This window comes from Sodalis glossinidius str. 'morsitans' (assembly GCF_000010085.1).
GTDB classification, from domain to species: Bacteria; Pseudomonadota; Gammaproteobacteria; order Enterobacterales; family Enterobacteriaceae; genus Sodalis; species Sodalis glossinidius.
Window position 1 is genome coordinate 3497357 of record NC_007712.1, and the last position, 22394, is coordinate 3519750.

At 52.7% G+C, this 22394-nt stretch carries 17 protein-coding genes, 1 tRNA gene and 8 pseudogenes; 20 read left to right on the top strand and 6 right to left on the bottom strand.

Annotated features, from left to right (window positions below):
• The first annotated feature begins 48 nt into the window (after positions 1–48).
• Genes SGP1_RS18555 through hemW form a run of 4 tightly spaced genes read left to right on the top strand, consistent with a single transcriptional unit; the run spans position 49 to position 2670 of the window.
• A complete protein-coding gene (locus SGP1_RS18555) occupies positions 49–603 on the top strand; it encodes a YggT family protein (RefSeq protein WP_011411759.1) in 555 nt (184 codons plus the stop codon).
• Positions 588–893, top strand: a complete 306-nt coding sequence (gene yggU / locus SGP1_RS18560) for a DUF167 family protein YggU (protein ID WP_011411760.1) — start codon at positions 588–590, stop codon at positions 891–893. The genes SGP1_RS18555 and yggU overlap by 16 nt, the downstream gene beginning before the upstream one ends.
• Positions 894–953: 60 nt before the next feature.
• Positions 954–1547, top strand: coding sequence for an RdgB/HAM1 family non-canonical purine NTP pyrophosphatase (gene rdgB / locus SGP1_RS18565; protein ID WP_011411761.1), 594 nt, complete (start codon positions 954–956; stop codon positions 1545–1547).
• Positions 1540–2670 (top strand): radical SAM family heme chaperone HemW, encoded by a 1131-nt coding sequence (gene hemW, locus SGP1_RS18570; RefSeq protein ID WP_011411762.1) that lies wholly within the window; start codon positions 1540–1542, stop codon positions 2668–2670. Before rdgB ends, hemW begins: the two co-directional genes overlap by 8 nt.
• 174 nt (positions 2671–2844) lie before the next feature.
• Here hemW and SGP1_RS18575 read toward each other — a convergent pair whose 3' ends face one another.
• Positions 2845–3558: a DUF2884 domain-containing protein gene (locus SGP1_RS18575; RefSeq protein ID WP_011411763.1), complete on the bottom strand. Its 714-nt coding sequence runs from the start codon at positions 3556–3558 to the stop codon at positions 2845–2847.
• A gap of 57 nt (positions 3559–3615) precedes the next feature.
• Positions 3616–4335, bottom strand: coding sequence for a tRNA (guanosine(46)-N7)-methyltransferase TrmB (gene trmB / locus SGP1_RS18580; RefSeq protein ID WP_011411764.1), 720 nt, complete (start codon positions 4333–4335; stop codon positions 3616–3618).
• 167 nt (positions 4336–4502) lie between these two features.
• Here trmB and mutY point away from each other — a divergent pair, with 167 nt between their 5' ends.
• From mutY to mltC, 3 genes are read left to right on the top strand one after another with little or no spacing between them, the layout of a single operon-like run.
• On the top strand, positions 4503–5594 hold the full coding sequence (gene mutY / locus SGP1_RS18585) for an A/G-specific adenine glycosylase (RefSeq protein WP_011411765.1): 1092 nt from the start codon (positions 4503–4505) through the stop codon (positions 5592–5594).
• Positions 5594–5866, top strand: coding sequence for an oxidative damage protection protein (locus SGP1_RS18590; RefSeq protein ID WP_011411766.1), 273 nt, complete (start codon positions 5594–5596; stop codon positions 5864–5866). The genes mutY and SGP1_RS18590 overlap by 1 nt, the downstream gene beginning before the upstream one ends.
• A gap of 56 nt (positions 5867–5922) precedes the next feature.
• Positions 5923–6996 (top strand): membrane-bound lytic murein transglycosylase MltC, encoded by a 1074-nt coding sequence (gene mltC / locus SGP1_RS18595; RefSeq protein WP_011411767.1) that lies wholly within the window; start codon positions 5923–5925, stop codon positions 6994–6996.
• 157 nt (positions 6997–7153) lie between these two features.
• Here the strand turns inward: mltC and speC are convergent.
• A pseudogene (gene speC, locus SGP1_RS18600) lies at positions 7154–9174 on the bottom strand (ornithine decarboxylase).
• 629 nt (positions 9175–9803) lie between these two features.
• Here speC and SGP1_RS18605 point away from each other — a divergent pair.
• The 7 genes and pseudogenes from SGP1_RS18605 to SGP1_RS18635 form a co-directional block, all read left to right on the top strand.
• Positions 9804–9879 (top strand) — tRNA-Phe (locus tag SGP1_RS18605).
• Between the two features lie 1311 nt (positions 9880–11190).
• Positions 11191–11445 (top strand): hypothetical protein, encoded by a 255-nt coding sequence (locus SGP1_RS18610; protein ID WP_148203581.1) that lies wholly within the window; start codon positions 11191–11193, stop codon positions 11443–11445.
• Positions 11446–12176: 731 nt separating this feature from the next.
• Positions 12177–12422: pseudogene (locus tag SGP1_RS28225) on the top strand (DUF1778 domain-containing protein).
• Positions 12419–12901, top strand: a pseudogene (locus SGP1_RS18620) (GNAT family N-acetyltransferase). The pseudogenes SGP1_RS28225 and SGP1_RS18620 overlap by 4 nt, the downstream one beginning before the upstream one ends.
• A 72-nt stretch (positions 12902–12973) precedes the next feature.
• Positions 12974–13517: pseudogene (locus SGP1_RS34345) on the top strand (transposase); the annotation flags it as partial.
• A pseudogene (locus SGP1_RS18630) lies at positions 13490–14619 on the top strand (IS256 family transposase). The pseudogenes SGP1_RS34345 and SGP1_RS18630, both read left to right, overlap by 28 nt.
• A pseudogene (locus SGP1_RS18635) lies at positions 14607–15181 on the top strand (transposase); the annotation flags it as partial. The pseudogenes SGP1_RS18630 and SGP1_RS18635, both read left to right, overlap by 13 nt.
• A gap of 971 nt (positions 15182–16152) precedes the next feature.
• On the opposite strand, the gene SGP1_RS32100 reads toward SGP1_RS18635, so the two are convergent.
• Both SGP1_RS32100 and SGP1_RS32105 read right to left on the bottom strand, forming a co-directional pair.
• Positions 16153–16329, bottom strand: coding sequence for a hypothetical protein (locus tag SGP1_RS32100; protein WP_198408741.1), 177 nt, complete (start codon positions 16327–16329; stop codon positions 16153–16155).
• Complete coding sequence (locus SGP1_RS32105) at positions 16326–16547, bottom strand: hypothetical protein (protein WP_041867189.1); 222 nt, start codon at positions 16545–16547, stop codon at positions 16326–16328. The genes SGP1_RS32100 and SGP1_RS32105 overlap by 4 nt, the downstream gene beginning before the upstream one ends.
• On the opposite strand from SGP1_RS32105, the gene SGP1_RS34350 reads away from it, so the two are divergent.
• Positions 16542–16937 carry a hypothetical protein gene (locus SGP1_RS34350; protein ID WP_041867190.1) on the top strand — a complete coding sequence of 132 codons (396 nt, stop codon included), beginning with the start codon at positions 16542–16544 and terminating at the stop codon, positions 16935–16937. The two genes, SGP1_RS32105 and SGP1_RS34350, sit on opposite strands and share 6 nt — an antisense overlap.
• A gap of 308 nt (positions 16938–17245) precedes the next feature.
• Here SGP1_RS34350 and SGP1_RS18655 read toward each other — a convergent pair whose 3' ends face one another.
• A complete protein-coding gene (locus SGP1_RS18655; RefSeq protein ID WP_041867666.1) occupies positions 17246–17983 on the bottom strand; it encodes a GntR family transcriptional regulator in 738 nt (245 codons plus the stop codon).
• A gap of 309 nt (positions 17984–18292) precedes the next feature.
• Between SGP1_RS18655 and SGP1_RS28240 the strand changes: the two are divergent.
• From SGP1_RS28240 to SGP1_RS36780, 5 genes and pseudogenes are all read left to right on the top strand, one after another.
• Positions 18293–19284: pseudogene (locus SGP1_RS28240) on the top strand (transketolase-like TK C-terminal-containing protein).
• Positions 19285–19365: 81 nt separating this feature from the next.
• Positions 19366–19812, top strand: a complete 447-nt coding sequence (locus tag SGP1_RS18675) for a PTS sugar transporter subunit IIA (RefSeq protein WP_011411771.1) — start codon at positions 19366–19368, stop codon at positions 19810–19812.
• 42 nt (positions 19813–19854) lie between these two features.
• Positions 19855–20127 carry a PTS sugar transporter subunit IIB gene (locus SGP1_RS18680; protein WP_011411772.1) on the top strand — a complete coding sequence of 91 codons (273 nt, stop codon included), beginning with the start codon at positions 19855–19857 and terminating at the stop codon, positions 20125–20127.
• A gap of 23 nt (positions 20128–20150) precedes the next feature.
• Positions 20151–21495: pseudogene (locus SGP1_RS18685) on the top strand (PTS ascorbate transporter subunit IIC).
• Positions 21496–21962: 467 nt separating this feature from the next.
• The gene (locus SGP1_RS36780) at positions 21963–22352 is read left to right on the top strand and encodes a VUT family protein (protein WP_158302442.1); all 390 of its coding nucleotides are present in this window, start codon (positions 21963–21965) and stop codon (positions 22350–22352) included.
• Positions 22353–22394 lie beyond the last annotated feature (42 nt).

Genomic DNA, 22394 nt, shown 5'->3' on the forward strand with positions numbered 1-22394 from the left:
TGTCGCCGACGCGGCGCTTGTTAACCTGATTAAGGACATTACCTTCTTATGCTGACGCTGACGTTTTTGGTCAAAACGCTTATCGATCTCTATATTATGGTGCTGCTGCTGCGCATCTGGATGCAGTGGACGCGCTGCGACTTTTATAATCCTTTTTCGCAATTTATCGTTAAAATCACCCAACCGGTGATCGGGCCGCTGCGCCGGGTTATTCCCGCCCTCGGGCCGCTGGACAACGCCTCGCTGCTGTTGGCATTTATTTTGGCGATGATCAAATTCCCGCTGCTGACGCTGATCGAGATGCACATCCTGATCCTCGATCCCATTTACTTGCTGGTCGGCCTGCTGGCCATGTTGAAAGCGGCCGGCGAACTGGTATTCTGGGTAGTGATTATCCGCTCATTGCTTAGTTGGGTCAGCCAGGGACGCAGCCCGATGGACGTGGTACTTTATCAATTAAGCGAACCGCTGATGTACCCTATCCGCCGCATTCTGCCGGCCATGGGCGGCATCGATTTTTCGGCGATGATCGTGATCCTTATCCTGTATGCCCTGAATTACCTTGGCATGGATTTGTTCCCGGGAATTTGGTATCGCCTGTGATTGACGTTTGGCGCGAGGGCGACGTGCTGGTGCTGCGGCTGTATATTCAGCCCAGGGCCAGCCGCGACCATATCGCCGGCGCCCACGGCGATGAAATCAAAGTCGCCATCACGGCGCCGCCGGTGGACGGCCAGGCGAACAGCCATTTGATTCGTTTCCTGGCGAAAGAATTTGGTGTGGCGAAAAGCCGGGTGATCCTTGAAAAAGGGGAACTGGGGCGCCATAAACAGCTCAGAATCGACCAGCCCCGGCAGTTGCCCGAGGTCATTGCGCGACTGCTGGACGTCTGACCCTCCTGAATAAATGCCCGCGGTGACACCGTGCGACGCACGATAATGATGGTTATTCCAATGCAAAAAGTAGTCCTGGCCACCGGCAACGCCGGTAAAGTAGGCGAACTCGCAGGCGCGCTGGCGGATTTCGGTATGGAGATAGTGGCGCAGAGCGCGCTGGGTGTAACATCGGTGGAAGAAATCGGTCTGACGTTTATTGAAAACGCGCTGATAAAGGCCCGCCACGCGGCCCGGGTCACCGGCTTGCCGGCCATCGCCGATGATTCAGGCTTAGCGGTGGATGCGCTTGCCGGCGCACCGGGCATTTACTCGGCCCGTTATGCGGGCGAGCAGGCCAGCGACCGGCAGAATCTAGACAAGCTGCTGGCGACGCTGGCCTCGGTGCCGGACAGCCAGCGCGCCGCGCAATTCCACTGCGTATTGGTCTATCTGCGCCATGCCGACGATCCGACGCCGCTGGTGTGCCACGGCAGCTGGGCCGGCGTCATCGCCCACCAGCCCTCCGGCGCCGGCGGTTTCGGTTACGATCCCGTCTTCCTGCTGCCTGAACAAGGCCGCACCGCCGCCATGCTCAGCGCGCAAGAAAAGCAGGTGCTTTCCCACCGCGGTCGGGCGCTGGCTGGTCTGCTGGATGCGCTGCGCCATGCCTAATTTGCCGCCACTCAGCCTGTACTTGCATATCCCCTGGTGTGTGCAAAAATGCCCTTACTGCGATTTCAATTCCCATGCTCTAAAGGGCGAAGTGCCGCATCAGGAATATGTCGATCATCTGCTGGCGGATTTGGATCATGACCTACCGCTGACATCGGGTCGCACCGTCAATACCTTGTTTATCGGCGGCGGCACCCCCAGCCTGCTTTCGGCCAGAGCCATGCAGTCGCTGCTTGACGGCGTCCGCCAGCGTCTGCCGCTGGCGTCGGACGCCGAGATCACCATGGAAGCCAATCCGGGCACGGTCGAGGCGGATCGTTTCGCGGGCTACCAGCTGGCGGGGATCAACCGTATTTCCATCGGCGTACAAAGCTTCGCGGCGGAAAAGCTCGCCCTCCTTGGCCGCATCCATGGCGCGGAGGAGGCCCGACGCGCGGCGCGGTTGGCGGCGTCACCGGGCCTGCGCAGTTTTAATCTTGATTTGATGCACGGCCTACCGGATCAGTCGCTTGCGGGCGCGCTTGATGATTTGACCGAGGCGATTGCCCTGGCGCCGCCGCATCTCTCCTGGTATCAATTGACCATTGAGCCGAATACGTTATTTGGCTCGCGGCCGCCGGCGCTGCCGGATGATGATGCGCTCTGGGACATCTACCAGCGCGGCGACACGCTGCTGAAGGCGGCGGGTTACCGTCAGTATGAAACCTCCGCCTACGCCCGCCCCGGCTTCCAGTGCCGCCATAATCTCAACTATTGGCGCTTTGGCGATTACCTTGGCATCGGCTGCGGCGCTCACGGCAAGCTGACACAGCCGGACGGCACGGTATTACGCACGGTGAAAACACGCCATCCGCGCGGTTATATGCAGGGCAATTATCTGGCTAAACGCTATCCGGTGGCGCCGGCTGAGTTACCGTTTGAATATTTTATGAACCGTTTCAGATTACTGGAAGCGGCGCCGCGCGCCGAATTCACCGCCTTCACAGGGCTAACGGAAGACGCGGGGCGCCCCGCGCTGGAGCGCGCGCTGGCCGGCGATTATATCACTGAGAGCGCCAGCCACTGGCAGGTGACAGAGAAAGGAAAGTTATTTCTCAACTCGCTGCTGGAGCTGTTTATGTAAGGCGCGTATGCCATGCAGGCGGTGAGCGCGGTGAGCCTTATCATAATGCCTATCGCCGCGCCCGGGCTAGTCGTTTGTCTTTCCCTGGCCGCTCCGGGCCCCGCAGTTCTCGCGGCACCTGGGGCGTTAGCCGCGCTGCGGCAAGGTTCAATCTGTCAGCTTCACCAACGCCGATCAGGGCAGCGCCTTGACCAGATCGCGGCGCTGCTGCTCAAGGGCGGTTACCCGCTGGCATACATCCCGCCCGAACTGCTGGAAATCCTGTTCCTGATTATTCCATTCGGTCTGTAGCGCCTGTTGCAGGCCGCCCAAGCTGCCCATCACCGACTGTAGCGGGTTGCTGCCGTTGGCCGCCTGACGCACACCCAGCTCGTTGAAACTGTCTTGCACCACGCCGCCCATGCTCTGTTCCACAATATGACGACCGTCCTGCTCTACCTGACTCACGGCCTGATGATGGAAAGTGAGGCCGTCGCTGCGATGTTCGATAATACGGTTCATCTGCTGCTTAAGCTGACTGTCCAGGGTGGTCAGCCGATTGCGCACATTACTGTCGCGGCCGAGCTGCTGCACGATAATCCTATCCAGCGCCTGACGGCCTTTTTCTAGATGCGCACGGGCGCCCTCGTCAATCCAGGGGAGATCCCGACGCAGGGCGCTCTGATAAGCCTGGGCCTGCTGGCGCTGCCCGGCATCAAGACGCACGGGCGTCCCGTCACGCTGCACCTCCCCCGCCGGGGTGATGGTCAACGTCCCGCTTTGGCCTATCACCTGCACCGTCTGCGGCGTAATGATAATATCGTCCTGGGGTTTGATCGGGCACTTATACTCCGCCTGCGCCTGCCAGGCGGTCATGAGCAATAATCCGAGCATTTCTTTGCGCAACATACCTTCTCCTGATAAATGACCTGCGTCAAGAAAACGAGGATTGCTCCTGCCTATGGCTCAGACCGTTTTGGCAAACATTAAATCCCAAACGCCATGACCTAATCGCTGACCGCGCTGTTCAAATTTGGTTAGCGGGCGGCTCGCCGGACGCGGCACATAGTCGCCTGTAGAGGATAGACTACGGAAAAACGCGGCATCGGACATCACCGCCAACATATGTTCGGCATAAGGTTGCCAATCGGTCGCCATATGGAAAACACCACCGGCGGCGAGTTTGCGTCCGACCAGCTCGACAAACGGCGCCTGTATGATACGGCGTTTATTGTGCCGCGCTTTATGCCAGGGGTCAGGGAAAAACAGCTGCACCAGCGCCAAAGACGCATCAGGGATCATCTGCTCCAGCACTTCGACCGCATCGTGACACATGACACGCAAGTTGCTGACGCCCGCTTCCTGCGCGCTGGCAAGGCAGGCGCCGACGCCCGGCAAGTGCACCTCAATTCCGATAAAATTCTGCTCGGGATGCGCGGCCGCCATGGTAACCAGTGACGCCCCCATGCCAAAACCAATCTCCAGCGTCACCGGCGCCGCGCGGCCGAACAGCGCAGTAAGGTCGAGCGGCTGCGCCTGATAGTCCGTTCCCATTGCCGGCCAAAGCGTGTCCAGCGCATACTGCTGCCCCTTGGTCAGACGGCCCTGTCGCCGGACAAAACTACGGATCCGCCGCAGCGCGCGTCCCTGTTCGTCGAATTCGGGGGAAATGACATTGTTGCTCATAAAGTTCCGCGATGTGAAAGTGGTTGGCAAACGCGCATTATGCAAAGATAGCGCTGTTTAGCAAGCGCGCAACAGAGGAAAGTTCCTGTTTACAGGTTGTTCGCACTATGCTGCAATCGCGCACTAGATAATGATGCGGATTTTCACCCACAGGTAATGATTTCACAATGACGCAAGCGCCACCGTTCGCGCAGCTCGTGCTGGATTGGTACCAGCGGTTCGGCCGCAAAACGCTACCCTGGCAGTTGGAAAAAACGCCGTACAAGGTCTGGTTATCGGAAGTCATGCTGCAACAAACGCAGGTGATGACCGTCATCCCCTATTTCCAACGCTTCATGGCCAAATTTCCCACCGTCGGCCAACTCGCGGCGACGCCGCTCGATGAAGTCTTGCATTTATGGACCGGCCTGGGCTATTACGCCCGCGCACGCAATCTGCATAAAGCGGCCCAGCTTATTAGCGTGCGGCACGACGGCGAATTTCCAGAAGACTTTGACGCCATCTGCGCCCTGCCCGGCATTGGCCGCTCCACCGCAGGCGCCATATTGTCGCTGGCGCTGGACAGGCACTATCCTATTCTTGACGGTAACGTCAAACGGGTGCTCGCCCGCTATTATGCCATTGCCGGCTGGCCCGGGAAAAAAGAGGTGGAGCAGCGTCTGTGGCGGCACAGTGAACAGGTCACCCCAGCGCAGGGGGTAGCGCAATTCAATCAGGCCATGATGGATCTGGGCGCGATGGTGTGCACCCGCTCGCGGCCGAAATGCGAGCTTTGCCCGCTGCACCGTGGCTGCCAGGCCTACGCCGCCCATAGCTGGGCCAGCTATCCGGGCAAAAAACCGAAGCAGATCCTGCCGGAAAAAACCGCCTGGTTTCTGCTGCTGCAGGATGGCAACCGTGTTTGGCTTGAGCAACGCCCGGCGGTGGGCCTATGGGGCGGGCTGTTTTGTTTCCCGCAGTTTGCCGACCCGCAGGCGCTGTCGCTCTGGCTAACCCACCGCGGTTTGCCGGACGGCCACTGTGAACAAATGACAGCGTTTCGCCATACCTTCAGCCATTTCCATCTGGATATTGTGCCGATGTGGCAGCAGGTCAGCACAACGAAACGCTGCATGGATGAAGGCAGCGGACTCTGGTATAACTTAGCCCAGCCGCCGGCGGTCGGACTGGCGGCGCCGGTCGAGCGTTTACTAAGCCAACTACGTCAGCCTCGACAAGTTGCTTTATTGCGAGCGGCTGCCAACAAAGAGGAAGAATGATGAGCAGAACGATTTACTGTACTTTTTTAAAGCGTGAAGCCGAAGGGCAGGATTTCCAGTTTTACCCGGGGGAACTGGGTAAACGTATTTATGACAACATTTCTAAAGAAGCCTGGACGCAGTGGCAGACAAAGCAAACAATGCTTATAAACGAAAAAAAAATCAGCATGATGAATGTCGCCGATCGTAAGGTGCTTGAGCAGGAGATGATCAATTTCCTGTTTGAGGGTCAGGATGTGCATATCCAGGGGTATACCCCGCCGAGCGAATAACGCCTTTTCGGGGTGCCTGCGCCCCGGAAATTTCCAGTCCTGACACGGCCCGTAACATGAAGAAAATATTACCTTTAGTGATCATTGCCCCGTTATTGATCTCCTGTTCCAGCAGTAAAAACAAAGCTGAAAATGAAGCCTACATAAAAGACACTAACGGTTTCGATATTTTGATGGGGCAGTTCGCCCACAACATTGAAAATCTTTGGGGGCTGAATGAAGTTCTGATTGCCGGGCCGAAAGACTACGTAAAATACACCGATCAATACGAAACCCGCAGCCACATCAATTTTGATGCCGGTACCATTACCGTCGAAACCATCGCTGGCGACAACCCCAGCGCGCATTTGCGCCAGGCCATTATCAGTACGTTATTAATGGGTAACGATCCCGGCACGATCGATCTGTACTCGGATGCGGACTATATTCCTATCAGCAAAGAGCCTTTCCTCTATGGTCAGGTGCTGGATAATAACGGTGAGCCGATCCGCTGGGAGTGGCACGCCGCCCATTTTGCCGATTATCTGCTACAAACCCGTTTACAAACCCGCACCACCGGCCTACGGCAAATTTGGTCCATCACTATCCAGCTGGTGCCGAACCATTTGGACAAACGCGCCCATAAATACCTGGGCATGGTGCGCAAAGCTTCGCAGCAGTATGGCGTCGATCAATCGCTAATCCTGGCGATTATGCAGACGGAATCGAGCTTCAACCCCTATGCGGTGAGCCACGCCGACGCGCTGGGCCTCATGCAGGTGGTGCAGCACAGCGCGGGACGCGACGTGTTTAAAATGAAGGGTAAATGGGGCCAGCCGAGCCGCAGCTACCTGTTCGATCCGGAAAATAATATCGATACCGGCACCGCCTATCTGGCGATGCTGCAAAACAGCTATCTGGGCGGCATCGTCAATCCGACATCGCGGCGTTATGCGGTGATCACCGCCTATAACGGCGGCGCCGGCAGCGTGCTGCGGGTCTTCTCGCGCGATCAAAACCGGGCGTTCCAGATAATTAACGGCATGCCGCCGGATCAGGTTTATCAAACGCTGTCCACGCAGCATCCGTCGGCGGAATCGCGCCGCTACTTGTATAAAGTGAATAATCTGCAAAAGAACTATCGGCGCTGACGGCGGTGAACAGCATCGGCGCGCGCGGCGCGCTGATGTCGCCACCACCACGCCCTAGGCCCTAACGCGAGAGGGTGCCGCGACAATGGCCGGCGGCGGTGTAGCCATTGCGTGCGTTCCGTCGCATCAGTAAGCGGCATGCTGCTACCCGTAGCTGTCAGCGGCAGACCATATGGCCATACAGCCGCCGGGTGCCGCAGACATCTTGCTGGACATACACCCCTTGCAGCTCCGGCTGGAAGCCCGGCAGCAGGTTCAACCCCTCTTCCAACGCCAGGGAAATAGCGCCACGCCGGCCCGCCCCAGACTTCGCCGGGCACAACGCACAGCACCCCCGGCGGATAAGGCAACTCCCCCTCAGCGGCAATACATCCCTCGGCCCGGTACAGAGGAACCAGCTCTATCTCGCCGCATACAAAAGCCATATTAGCCTCCTGCGGGTTCAGCGGCAGATGGGGCTGGAGAAACATATCGTGCTGTAGCTGCTTGGCGTCAAATCTGACATACAGGTCATGCATTTCCTGACACAAACGACGCAGGGTATAGTCTTGATAGCGCCCGGGGTATTTCTCGCAAATGCTGGGCAGCACCGCTGTTAGCGGCGCATCTTCGGCGGGGTGAGCAGAAACAAGATGGAATTAAGATCGCATTTCTCCGGCACAATGCCGTTCTCGCGCAAATAGGTCGCCAAAATCGTGGCCGGAATACCAAAGGTGGTATAGCGCCCACTGGAGGCATCAATTCCCGGCGTGGTCAGCAGCAATTTACACGGATCGACAAAATACTGATCGCGGGTATAGCCATCAAAGCTATGCCAGCGATCGCCGGGAACAAAATTGAAGAAGCGCTTTTCATGCGCCATGTCTTCGGTGGCATGATCCTGCCAACACCGACCGTCAACGTAGTCCGGCACGAACGGCTTAATGAGCCGGCACTCCGCCAAAAGCTGCTTGCGGGTTTCAATCCCAAGTTTGACGCACTCCATTCACATCCGACGACCGCTAGCCCCTTCGTGGATCTTGGCGTTGATCTCAAGGGCCGCGAACAGCGGATAAAGCGGGCTGGTGGACGCATGCAGTATATAGGCATTGTTGAACCGCTTATGATTGCAGAACCGCTTTTGCCCTTTGATATGGGTGTCTTTTTTATGAATCTGAGAAGTTTGCGGAAACCCCGCCTGCTGTTTGTGCACCGATTGGGTGACAAAGATCCCCGGATCGTTTTCATTTAAATCCAGCAGCAGCGGCGAACATTGCTCAATCATGGGGATAAACTGCTCATACCCCACCCAGGCGGAGTCGAACAGGATGTAATCGCACAGATGGCCGATTTTATCCACCACCTGCCGGCGTTATAGATGGTGCTATCATAAGTACCCAGCTGGATCACCGCCAAACGAAACGGCCGTGCATCGCCCGCCCACTGCGGCGCAACCTCTGCCACCCGCTGACGCAGGTAGGCATCGTCGAAGCAATGGGCATCAATGCCGCCAATCAAGCCGAACGGATTGCGCGCCGTTTCCAGATAAACGGGCTTGGCGCCGGCCTGCAACAGCGCTCCATGGTGCACCGACTTATGATTATTACGGTCAAAGAGCACCAAATCGCCGCGGGTCAGCAAAGCATTGGTCACGACTTTATTAGCCGAAGAGGTACCGTTAAGCACAAAGTAGGTTTTATCGGCGTTGAACACCTTGGCGGCAAATTTTTGCGCTTCTTTCACCGAACCTTCATGGATCAGCAGGTCGCCCAGCTTAACATCGGCATTGCACATATCCGCGCGGAAAACATTTTCGCCGAAGAAATCATAAAACGCCCGCCCTGCGGGGTGCTTGCGAAAGAATTGCCCGCCCTGATGCCCCGGACAGGCGAAGGTACTGTTGCCCACGGCGACATAGCGTGTCTGCGTATCGAAAAACGGCGGCCGCAGCGCCTGCTGATAGCCCTCCGCGGCCGCGGCAAACGGGGCCGCATCATCAAGCCACAGCGGTTCGACGAATGCCGGAATGGAAAAACCGGTATTGCGCAGCACCGCCAGCACGCCTGAACGGGCATCCTCAACGGAAACAACCAGCGCGGCCACATCCGTGAAATCGGTCTGGTCCAGCGGACCTATCGCACGCGGAGTGTGCAGACGTTCAACCAGCGTGGTGCTGGCGGCTATTTTTAACAAAGTCATATCACCGATGCCCTAAGGTAAGGATGAGTCGATGTGCCTGAGCACGCAATGGGAGAGCAAACGCGTCCCGCACCCGATGCCGGCGTACTTTCCCGGCAAAGGAAAGCGCAACGTAATGGAGAGGCTGGAATCAGCAGCAGCCAATAGACATCAGTAAAAGCAGAGCCGGACGTCTGTTCTTACTAATGCCTAACAGTGAGCCGGAGAGCCCTCACCGCATGGTGATGACGGACGAATACGCGTGGTAGAGAAAATGCGGGCAGGATATCCGCATCACTGGACAAGGCTGCCCCGTGACCAGACGCGGCGACAGTGCTGAATGCATAGCGGCGGCCTCCTGTGATCTTCTGCGTAATAAGAAGTGATAAAAAATTTGCGCAATAATTGCATGTTTCCCCGCCGGGTTCAAGACCCCCCCAAGCGCGATAATGCACCACCTTACTAACTTAATTAAAAATAATTTACAATTTTATTAATTAATATTTCTCGCCTCTTTGCCGGCGCCCTACCCTCGCCGGCAAAGGGGCAACTTGGACGCCCTCGCGGCTGCCTGAAAACGTAGCAAACGCACCGTGAAGATAAATTAGGCGTTGACGCCATGCGATCAATACGGTTTAATGCGCCCCGTTGCCCGGATAGCTCAGTCGGTAGAGCAGGGGATTGAAAATCCCCGTGTCCTTGGTTCGATTCCGAGTCCGGGCACCATCTCTCCTCGTTTCCCGTTATACATTTCTACAGCAATAATATTCAATCAGTTAGGTGATAACCTCCTATAACGCTTTTGTTTAATTTTCCCGCATCCGGCGAAAAGGTAAACCAATGACGTTACCGGGCGAACGCGTCAGCGTCTGATCAAAATAATGTGCTTGATGGCGAGTCGTGCTTGGCCGCCTATCCCTTGCTTAGTCACCGACTGGCGCCGTGACGCCGGTGATAACTCAACACCCCTTAGCCCAGGCGCTAAAACGTTTGTCGGAGCCACTGTAGAAATGACAGCGAAAACAGTCGGAGACGTATTCTTTTGGAACTGGCGTTGATCCTTACTGTTTTTTGCAACCCCTTCTGGGCTATTTTCGCTGGGCCGTGTTGAACCTGCAGGCGCAGTTTACCCCCCGACCCTCGCCGCATGAGCCATAAAAGGCGATGTTCAGATTCGGCGCACAGATGAGAGAGAAACACCCAGTACTACTGTCACAGCAGACCTGCATCTTTTTGAGATATATTCAAGTGAGTTGTGGCCTGACATTGGTTTTACCCGGTGGGCATGCGTTGAGTGTGTTGAATGCGTGAAATGCGTTGAATGCCATCAATACGTGGACTGCGCCGAACAATGTCAACATCATTAATACTCATTACAAATAAAACTAAGTTGAGAAAAGCGTACTTAGGCACCGACACCGATAAACAAAAGCGGCAAGATGTACGAATAGCGAGGTCGATTCCAAGTTAGCCATAATATCTCTTCCGAATGGCACACCAGCCAATTATCTTACTGGATAGTATAGTATAATGATTGACAGACTCAATCACAAAAAGCTTACAACATACATAGCAACCTGAGAATAAAATTATTATTTTAATATTAGCTGTAATTTTTTATCGATTTTTCAGAAAGGAGCTGCATAGCGCCAAGGATATTTTTTTATCAGTGACAATCACGTGCAACTCGTTTCGATACTAAATTATTTAATTTTTGCGCAAACCAACATATATAGTATCTAAATTAACGATTAATAGCCTGGATTATGGAATTTACTATCGGCACTCCTTTGACATATGTACTTTTAGCATTATTTTTTGACATTACTGATAGCAAAATAACAAATAAGGTATTTTATTTATTAATACTTGGCCCCTTTCTATCCAATATCTAAATTTATCTCTGGGAGAAAGGTTTTAATTTAACCTCTATTACAAAGAACGAGGTACATTGTTTTTTACTCATCATTCGTTACTATACTCATTGCATTAATTGTATTTTTAATATATCGTATTATCAAAAATAGGAATTAATTTATGCTCAATTATTCAAAAGGACCTAAAAATGCGCAAATGACGTGCGCTTTAAGGCGGGACATGGTGACAGGCGTGGCGTCAAAGGCGGGTCTACCAGGTGCAGCGGTGGGCGCGGGTATTGCTGCCGTGCAAAATGTGAGTCTTTGTTTGCTGGATCATGACCCCGTCAATGTACCGATACCTCAGGTGCCTATGAGCCACTCCTACACGGAACAAAGTGAAGATGATAAAATCAAAGCAAAGCGACACCAATAATGACGCGATCCCCCACCTACGGATGAATCCTTCTTGGACAAACCTTAAGGAGTGAGCAACTCAATTACACGTTTTCTATAAAGGGCCATTACCTGCCCTGCTGGATTTCTCATATCAGCAGTTAGGAAATAGATCTTAACAGACCGATAACTCAGCGTTTCATTCTGTTCGTCACTTAATCCAGACGTGGATAAGGGCGTCGTTGCGAATATTATAACGGCATGCATCGGGCAAACCAACCTCTCTATTTAATATAGAGTAAGTTAGCTCTTTGTGCGGTAGTGAACTCGATGACAGCAAATTCTAGCCGATTTTATTATGTGAGCTGGTTGCGCGACAGCTTAGAAAATTAGCCACGGTTCCAGATGGAGCCCCGTACATTTCTCTGCTTACGTGTCAGCTTAGCAATTTCGGGAGAGCACGGAGTATGACCTGTTAAATTTCACTGCCGGGTAGGCATTTATGGGTACACGGACAAAATAGGTAGCGTTGAGATGTTGACTGCCGCTGATGAAGCCGTGGTAGGAACCAATAGGGTCGGCTTCACGCCCATATTTTTGCAATGTTGACTAAAAGGGATGTAAGGGCAGAGGTTTCAAGTAACGCAATTTATGAATAAACCCGGTTGTTTCTTCAAATAGACCATTCTTTATGTCTCTCATTTGTAATGACAACGGCGTTACGCATGCTGTATGATTAATATCCAATGACAGACACAAGAGGATAGCATCATGTCAGCGATGAATAGCGTTTCTGTCAAACGCGAAACCTTGAATTTACGCATCAAAACCGCACTGACTTCGTGCTGGAGGCCGCCCACGCTACCGCAGAAGAAGCGTTGATCGAGCAGCGCCTCATCATGGCGGACCCGGACGCCTACCAGGAGTTTCTCGTGCGTCTGGAATAAAGCGCCTTCACCCAACGCCACCCTGCGTAAAACCATACAAACGTCAGCGCCCTGGGAACAGAAAAAATGATTTCTGCTCCACAGCCTCTCCACGCCGAACATGTACTCTCTTTATTCTGTAGCGGCGTGGATTCTATGGATTACTGGCTAAAACAGCGGGCGATGAAAAACCAGTTAACCGGTGCATCCAGAACCTTCGTCTGCTGCGACGACTCTCAGGTGATGGCGTATTATTTGTTGGCGTCCAGTGCAGTGATGTCCAGTGCCACGCCTGGACGCTTTCGACGCAATATGCCGGATCCGATCCCGGTGGTGGTGCTGGGCCGCTTGGCGGTAGATAGATCCTTGCATGGATAGGGCGTCGGCCGTGCACTGGTGTGGGATGCTGGGTTACGGGTAATTCAGGTGGCGGAGACTATTGGTATTCGTGGAATGCTGATTCATGCGCTATCCGATGAGTCATGGGAATTTTACCTGCGGGTAGGTTTTGAGCCTTTACCGATTGACTCGCTCATGCTGATGGGAGTTATGCTCATTTCTGGTGTATGAGGTTTCGGAAAGGGTGGCATATGCTGCTAATTGATTTCGTGGATGATTTCAACAACAGAGAGATGATACGCCATGAAAAAGTCTACCCTACAGGTCTCCGCAGAACCAGATATTACCGGTGATCCCTTGCATGAACTCATCCGTCATAGTGCCAAACAACTGATGGCCGCCGTCGTTGAGGCTGAGCTCGAAGCCATGCTGAACGCCGTCTTGACGATGGGCGTCATGCCGTCGTCCGTAACGGTTATTTGCCACAGCGTTCAACAGCGCGTTGCTGCCATGGCTGTATCTGCGAGGCATATCCACCGGTGATTTTCATGAAGCCCTGGGGGCACTACTCGATGAAAAAGCCCATGGCCTCTCCGCAAGTACCATCAGCAGACTGAAACAGCAATGGCTTGAAGTGCACAGGCAATGGTGCCTGCGTGATTTAAGCGATACGCGCTACGTTTATTTCTGGGCTGATGGTATATACAGCCATGTCAGGCAAGATGATCGCCTTTGCCTACTGGTCATTATCGGCGTCACTGAGCATGGACGTCAGGAGCTGGTTGCGGTCGAAGAGGGTTATCGAGAATCAGAAACAAACTGGGCCGAACTTCTCAATGGCCTGCAAAAAAGTCTACCCTACAGGTCTCCGCAGAACCAGATATTACCAGTGAGCCCTTACATGAACTCATCCGTCATAGTGCCAAACAACTGATAGCCGCCGTCGTTGAGGCTGAGCTCGAAGCCATGCTGAACGCCGTCTTGACGATGGGCGTCATGCCGTCGTCCGTAACGGTTATTTGCCACAGCGTTCAACAGCGCGTTGCTGCCATGGCTGTATCTGCGAGGCATATCCACCGGTGATTTTCATGAAGCCCTGGGGGGCGCTACTCGGTGAAAAAGCCCATGGCCTCTCCGCGAGTACCATCAGCAGACTGAAACAGCAATGGCTTGAAGTGCACAGGCAATGGTGCCTGCGTGATTTAAGCGATACGCGCTACGTTTATTTCTGGGCTGATGGCATATACAGCCATGTCAGGCAAGATGATCGCCTTTGCCTACTGGTCAGTATCGGCGTCACTGAGCATGGACGTCAGGAGCTGGTTGCGGTCGAAGAGGGTTATCGAGAATCAGAAGCAAACTGGGCCGAACTTCTCCATGGCCTGCAAGCAGGTGGCCTAACCGTATCTCCCAAGCTAGCTACGGGAGACGGTGCCCTTGGTTTTTGGAATGCAATGGCAAAGATATTCCCGGACACGCAGTACCAACGCTGTTGGGTGCACAAAACGGCTAATGTGTTAGCTTCACTCCCCAAAGCCATGCAACCGAAAGTTAAGGCTGAGCTTCGGGAGATCTGGCTAGCAGAAAGCCGCAATGCCGCTAATGACGCTTTTGATGTTTTGTTGGCAAGGTTTTCAGCGAAGTATCCTGCAGCGATGAAGAAGCTGGAGAAAGATCGAGAAGAACTGCTGGCATTCTACGACTTCCCGTCAGAGCACTGGGCATCAATAAGAACGACAAAGCCGATTGAATCGGTTTTTGCGACTATGAGGCTACGAAGCAGACGCGCAAAGAAGTGTGGTTCGAGAGAAACCACCCTGTCAATGGTATTTAAGCTGCTCCAGTCTGCTCAAAAAAGCTGGAACCGGCTAAGAGGATTTGACCTGCTGACCCTGGTGGTAAACAACGTCCAATTTGGGGATGGGCTATGTCTTCGGCAGGTGGCCTAACCGTATCTCCCAAGCTGGCTACGGGAGACGGTGCCCTTGGTTTTTGGAATGCAATGGCAAAGATATTCCCGGACACGCAGTACCAACGCTGTTGGTGCACAAAACGGCTAATGTGCTAACTTCACTCCCCAAAACCATGCAACCGAAAGTTAAGGCTGAGCTTCGGGAGATCTGGCTAGCAGAAAGCCGCAATGCCGCTAATGACGCTTTTGATGTTTCGTTGGCAAGGTTTTCAGCGAAGTATCCTGCAGCGATGAAGAAGCTGGAGAAAGATCGAGAAGAACTGCTGGCATTCTACGACTTCCCGTCAGAGCTCTGGGCATCAATAAGAACGACAAAGCCGATTGAATCGGCTTTTGCGACTGTGAGGCTACGAAGCAGACGCGCAAAGAAGTGTGGTTCGAGAAAAACCACCCTGTCAATGGTATTTAAGCTGCTCCAGTCTGCTCAGAAAAGCTGGAACCGGCTAAGAGGATTTGACCTGCTGACCCTGGTGGTAAACAACGTCCAATTTCAGGATGGAGAACAGATTCACGAAGCATCAGAGCAGAACGTAGCCTGATCGCCATACACCAGATTTGATAACAACTCCGCTGATGGTGACGCTGGTGGATTTGCAAGGGAGTGCCTGATTGCTCAGATAAACAGAATTTCTTTTAAATAAAACGCGTTTTTTAATCTTACTCAGTAATATTTGGCAGGTAACTAAGCGTTTAAACCAAAAAATAAATGGAAACTCCTAAAAACTTCGCCTCATCTTAGCAGTTGATCCGTTTTTGCTGCATGTGCTTTTAAGATTGCCGGTTTTGAGCGTCCAGCCAGTTTTCTTCCAACATCGGACTACAACGAGATTTATGAAGTCACTCATTATATTCATGCCGCCAACGCTTCACGGTTAATATCATCCAATATTGATCATCCTGAATTGCTTGGCAAGTACTGGCACATCATGCATAAGGATATCTGGTCAGGGGATTGCCAGACTATGACGGTCCGTCGCGTCCTATGCATGTCCTCGTCCCGGCGGCAAGGAAACAGACGGTCAAAATCAGATGCTTTACCCAAGCCCTCAGGGCGGCGTTTGCCCCTAACACGACGGCGGCGATGCCCCAACGCGCTTAAAGGCATTTATCGAAAATCTGCATCCGCAGGCCGCGTTACAAGACCAAACGCAGCCGTTGAACACTCTCACCGGCAGCCTACCAGCGCCAAACGTGAATTTTCCCGGCTGCTGCTGCCGGTTACACCCTGTCAGCCTAACCTGCCTAACTACCCTGCCGGTTTTACCAGTGGTACGACCGTTATGAAAAGAGGGATTTTGTCAGAACGTCAAGCCGGGCCGCGTCGGGGTACTAAAACGCGTGTCGGAGACCGGGAAAGGCTCGGTTTCGCCGGTGCGACGATAGCCGCGTCGCTCGTACCAGTCGAGCAACGTTTCCCGCGCCTCAATGACCGTCATCTTGACCGTGCGACCGCCGTGTGCACGGATCAGTCCTCCGCCGCGGCCATGAGCCGTCGCCCGAACTGCTGATTCTACCGCTGCGGCGCGATCGCCAGCGATCCGAGGTGCCAGGTATCTTCGGCGCCGGGCTCTAGCCAGACGCAACCTTCAATCACGTCCACCGGCTGCCAGACCAAAAGCGTGACATGGGGTTTGTCCTGCCTTTCCTGACGCAACGTCGCCTCACTTATCCACTCGCCGTCAATCAAACTGGCTTCCGTTGTCCACCCGCGTCCGCGCCCCCGCTGCGATAGGCCCGATTCAGCAGAGACACCACCGCGAAAATATCTGCCTCGTCTGCGGGCCGCAGTTCGATGGCGCGGCGGCGCGCGGCCCGTTCCGTCAGCGATTGCTGTGCCAATCGATGCTCCAGAGTCTCGATCTGGTCAATGAATGAGCCAAGCTCATCGCTGATCAGCTCGTGCAAGAGGCTGTCGAGCAGAGGCCACACAACAGCCTGTCCCTGGACGACGGCCGTCTTGCCGGCTTCGGTCAGCTAGACCAGCGACTGCCGTTTGTCGGCATCATCCTTGCCTACCGTAACCAGACCGGCCTCCGCCAGCTTCGCCACGCTTTTCGTCATGGCGGGCTGGCTAATGTTGATTGCCCGGGACAGCTCTCCCACGGTGAGGTGAGGTTTGCCCTCAAGGAGGGCCAATATGGGGTAAAGTCCGGGCATCACAAAGGTTCCGGTCTGTTCGGCAAGCTGGCTGGCGTCGGTTTGAAATTGCTCGGCCAGACGCTTGAGGAGGCTACCGAGGAAAGCATAAGGGTGCTGAGAAAGAATATCAATATGGGATCCCCTATAATTATATAATCAAATTCCCATTTATTGTCAATATAGCGACATTAAGTTACAAAATACTTTTTTGGAACATGTCCAGGGCAATAGAGCCGCTGGCCGCAGCAAGTCCGACTATCCCGCACCTTGATTGGTTGCCAAATGTTTCCATTTTGCGAATGGTGGGTGCCTGAGAGCGGCACTGCGCGCCACATAGGACAGCCGTTAGCCGTTACGGGGCGCGCCCGCGACCAAGCACGTAACAGAAATACGGGAACTCAGCGCCATCCCGGCTTTTCATTGTCGGAGGGGGGTTGATTTACGGGCGTCCTAACTGGCCATCATCATTCACCGCGGACGGATACCTGGCTCAGGTGCAGCATATTGGTGTTTACAATAGCGATATTCACTTCAAACGGGGTGCCATCGTCGAGATAAACCACTTCATAAAGCTCCATCATGGCCGCATTTTCAGCGATATTCATATACTTCATCATTTCAGCATCGGTGGCGTTGAACGCATGGAAATTCTGATCGCGTTTGTAGACCTTTTTACCGGTTATGCGCTCAATATAAGAATATTTGGAATTCTCCAGCTCTTTAAATTCTATCGATTTAAATAACGAAACAGGGAAGTGGATATATTCAAGGGAAATAGGAACATCGTCGAAGCTCATCAGGCGCAAGATTTTATACACCTGATCGCTGTTTTTTATTCGTAAAGCCTGCGCCATCGCCGCATCAGGAACGGTTACGATACTGGCGGAAATGACTTTACGGCCGGCGCGATGCCCCCCTTTCTGGGCCTGATAGTCAAAAGGGGACAGCGCATGGAACCGTCCCGACTGATTATTCTTGCCAATAGAGCCAATAAAAATACCGGAGCCCTTTATCCGGTAGATGCGGCGTTGATCGATAAGAATACGGGTCGCTTCCCGGACCGTTGAGCGGGTGATATTCAGCGCCTTGGCAATCGCAATTTCCGTATCTAGTTTATCGCCAGACTGACGTTCTTTTTCTTTAATTTTCCCGAGGATATAGTCGATAACCTCTTTTTGCTTTTCCGTAATATTGTCGGTCATCTCGTTGTTTTCCACCGCGTTATCAGTTTGTTCATACCCCAGTCCCGTGTGGGGACAAAGGAAAAAGAGTTCACCTACCGGCGCGATGCGCGTGATAAATGTGATCCATTTAACAGATTTACGGTTCATCCCTGCTGTCTGCTCATCTTTCTAATCCTACCTCTTGTGTATAGTCATGTCTAGGTGCATTCTTAAGATAACTATATAAATTTAATATGTACCACTACCATTAGTCGTGTTTTTTTGACGATACACGACGGCATCACGCAGCGAAGCATGTAACCGTCTATCGACCAACAGGGGAATACCGTGGAACAACAATCGCTCGCCAATACCATACGCTTTCTGAGTATCGATGCCGTGCAAAAGGCCAACTCCGGCCATTCCGGCGCCCCGCTGGGCATGGAGGATATAGCGACGGTACTCTGGCGGGATTTCTTGCAGCACAATCCGGCGGATCCTCTTTAGATCAATCGCGACCGCTTCGTGTTGTCTAATGGTCACAGCTCGATGCTGCTTTACGCCTTGTTACATTTGACCGGCTACGACCTCAGCATCGAGGACCTCCAAAACTTCCGCCAGCTGCACTCGAAAACGCCGGGCCATCCTGGATATGGCTATACGCCAGGGGTGGAAACCACCTCCGGCCCGCTGGGATAGGGTATCGCCAATGCGGTGGGCATGGCCACGCTAATGAAGATCCGCACGATCTTTGTTTACACACATGATTCCATTGGCCTGTGGGAGGATGGCCCGACCCATCAACCGGTTGAGCAGCTTGCCGCCTTACGCCTGACGCCAAATATGGAAACCTGGAGCGGCTGCGAACGAGCGGATGGCCCCAGCGCATTGATTTTTACGCGTCAACGGCTGCCGCAGCAGCCCCGCAGCGCACAGCAATTGGAAAGTATCGCCAGAGGCGGCTATATATTGCGTGACTGTGACGTGGTACCCGAACTCATCATTATTTCGAGCGGCTCGGAAATGGAGCTGGCCGTGTACGCCGCCGTACAGCTAGGTGAGGAAGGCAAACGCGTGCGCGTGGTTTCGATGCCTTGCACCGAACGCTTTGAAAAGCAGGATGCCCCTGGCGCGAAAGCGTCCTGCCGACCGCCGTGCGCAAACGGCTGGTGATCGAAGCCAGCGTCGAAGGCTTCTGGCGTGGGTATACGGGTCTGGACGGAAAAGTTTTGGGGATGAACAGCTTTGGCGAGTCCGCGCTGGCGGCGGTTTTATTCGAGCATTTCGGCTTCACGCAGGAAAATGCCCTGTCGACCACCCGCGCTCTATTGAAAAATTAATCGGCGCACGGATGCGTCAGACCGATGCCGCGCGAGAGCACCCTTGGCGGCATCCAACATCAATCACTAAAGGGGTGAAATATGTCAGCGTTATCAACATGGTTAAATGAAAGTCATATTCAATATGTCAACGCCGTCGACGACTGGCAGGCGGCGCTGGTCGCCCGTCCGTTATTGAACGATGGCACCATCACGGCTGATTACGTGGCTAACATTATCAAACAACGGCAGGCCGTCTGCCCCTATTTCGTCATCGCGCCGCGGATCGCCATGCCCCATGCACGACCCGAAGAAGGCGCCAACAAATTGGGACTATCATTATTGAAACTGCGCGACAGCGTCTCATTCGGTTCGCAGGAAAACGATCCTGTCGATGTGATTGTGATGTTTGCCGCGCCGGATAAAAATAGCCATGTGGAGCTGATTTCTACACTGGCAGAATTTCTGTCGGATGACAACGTCATGGACAAGGTATTCAAGGCGCAGAGTCAACCGGAATTAAGCAAAATCGTGAATGATTTTAACTAAGTATCGACGATTGTTTTTTTACTACGACCAATGAGGTGAATCATGAAAATTATGGCGGTTTGCGGCGCCGGTTTAGGCAGCAGCTTTATGATGGAAATGAATATTAAGAAAGTCCTGAAAAATCTTAACATTTCTGCGAATGTTGAACATTCTGATCTCGGCTCGGTCACGCCAGACGCAGCTGATGTTTTCGTCATGGGCAGGGATATTGCCTATAGCACCAACCTACCTGAAAGCAAGCTTATCGTGGTCAATAGCATCATCGATATCAAAGAGCTTGAAGCGAAAATTAGCGACTACTTTCAGAAAAAATAAAAAATCTTACCGCTGAGGTTATCATGTTTATACAAAACCTTTTATTGGTAGTTGTCGATATACTGAAAGTGCCCTCAATATTAGTCGGGCTGGTGGCGTTATTCGGTCTGGTCGCCCAAAAAAGCCCTTTCCAGATGTGATAAAAGGGACGGTCAAAACCATCCTCGGATTCCTAGTGCTGGGCGGCGGTGCTGGTGGGCTCTTTGACGCCACTCGGCGATATTTTCAAACATGCCTTCAATGTCCAGGGGATTATCCCCAACAATGAGGCCATGGTGTCTATTGCTCTGGCGAAATACGACGCCCCCACTACGCTTATCATGTCGTTCGGCATGGTCGCCAATATCATCGTGGCGCGCTTTACCTGGCTTAAATTCATTTATCTGTCAGGGCATGTCACCTTCTATATGGCCTGTATGGTGGCGATTATCCTGTCGGTGGCTGGATTCGAGGGCATCCAGCTTATTTATACCGGTTGCGTTAGGCCTGCTGATGGCGTTTTTCCCGGCCATTGCCCAGCCCTATATGCGTAAAATCATCGGTAACGATCAGGTGGCATTAGCCCATACCGGTACGGTAGGGTATGTTCTGTCAGGCTGGATAGGATCGTTGGTAGGCAAAGGATCCAAATCTTCCGAAGAGATGAACATGCCAAAAAACCTGAGTTTTTTGCGCGATAGCACCATCTCTATTTCCCTGACTATGATGATCATCTATTTTATTCTGTCACTCTCGGCGGGAAAAGAGTATGTCGAAAGTCAGTTTAGCCAGGGACAAAATTATCTGGTGTATTCTTTTGTCCAAGCCATCACCTTTGCCGCCGGCGTGTTTATTATCTTACAGGGCGTGCGACTAATTCTGGCGGAAATCGTACCTGCTTTTACCGGATTTTCGGAAAAGCTGGTTCCCGACGCACGCCCGGCGCTAGACTGCCCGATAGTTTATCCTTATGCCCCGAACGCCGTATTGCTGGGCTTTATCTTCAGTTTTATCGGCGGGCTGGTCGGACTGTTTGTCCTCGGGCAGCTCAATTGGGTTTTGATTCTGCCGGGCGTCGTGCCCCACTTCTTCTGCGGCGCCACCGCCGGCGTCTTCGGCAATGCGACCGGCGGCAGACGCGGCGCCATGATCGGGGCATTTGCCCATGGCGTTCTCATTACCTTCCTGCCCGTGCTCGGCGCGATGGGGCTGACCAATACCACTTTCTCCGATACCGATTTCGGCGTGGTGGGCATCTTGTTGGGTAATATGGCGGGTTTCCTGAATAAAGAGACTATCACTATGGTTATCACCGGCATCTTCGTATTGCTAGTGATCTATAACGTTTTCGCCAAGAAAAAAACCGCGCCGGAAGAAAGCGAGGTGTAATCGCAAGCGTGTCACATCACTGCCGCGGCATGACCGTTAACGTTCCGCAGCCCTGGTAATAAATCTTCCGTGGCCGCGGGCTTTATGGTTCTTTACCCCAGGCATAATAGTGCCAGCAAACGCCCCTTCAATACTAAAACATTCCCATGTAATAACTTTAAGGTAAAAAGACAACCCTGTGGTAATTGGGGAGTGTTTCAAATACAATACGTCCTAATTTCGATGCTGATATCGCTATTACCGATACGGCCGCTTCGGTGTTTCTATGATGTTTCTGCTGATGTAGCATATGTAGATAATAAATTTAAGGATAAATTAATTATAAACTCTATGGATCGTTTGTCGAGTTAACGGTAACCATCATGATAACCTGTGACACGTTAGTTTATAAAACGCTGTATATTTATGGTCTAAAAATAATGACAAGCGGTATCATTTTTTCTCTATGATTTCTGTTTTCCACCATCTTGACAGAGGTCTATGGCCATAAACTTGGGGTTAGGGCCGTATGGATAATGGTCTTCTGTCAAACGGTATATGTAGTGCTGCTAAACGTAGCTGCCGTCATTCAAACAGATAACAGCGATATATCGAGAAACTATTATTCATTATATCACGAATTTTGGTGGGTTATGGTCGGCACATGGATATCAGTACCGGTATCTTATTTCCTGAATGGATTCCTGATATCGAAAATGAAAATTCACTTTATGGGGAAACTGTTTTTTGTCAGATATGTCACGGCATCCATGACGACACAGGCTGCATTATTACTAACGGCATACCCAATAAGCCTGTCCAGTAAATATACCGTCAAGCGAACTTGTGAATATTATCGCAACCACATGGAGCTATAAAGTTATCATTTCGTTTTTTTTACCCTTAGATATGTATCTTTC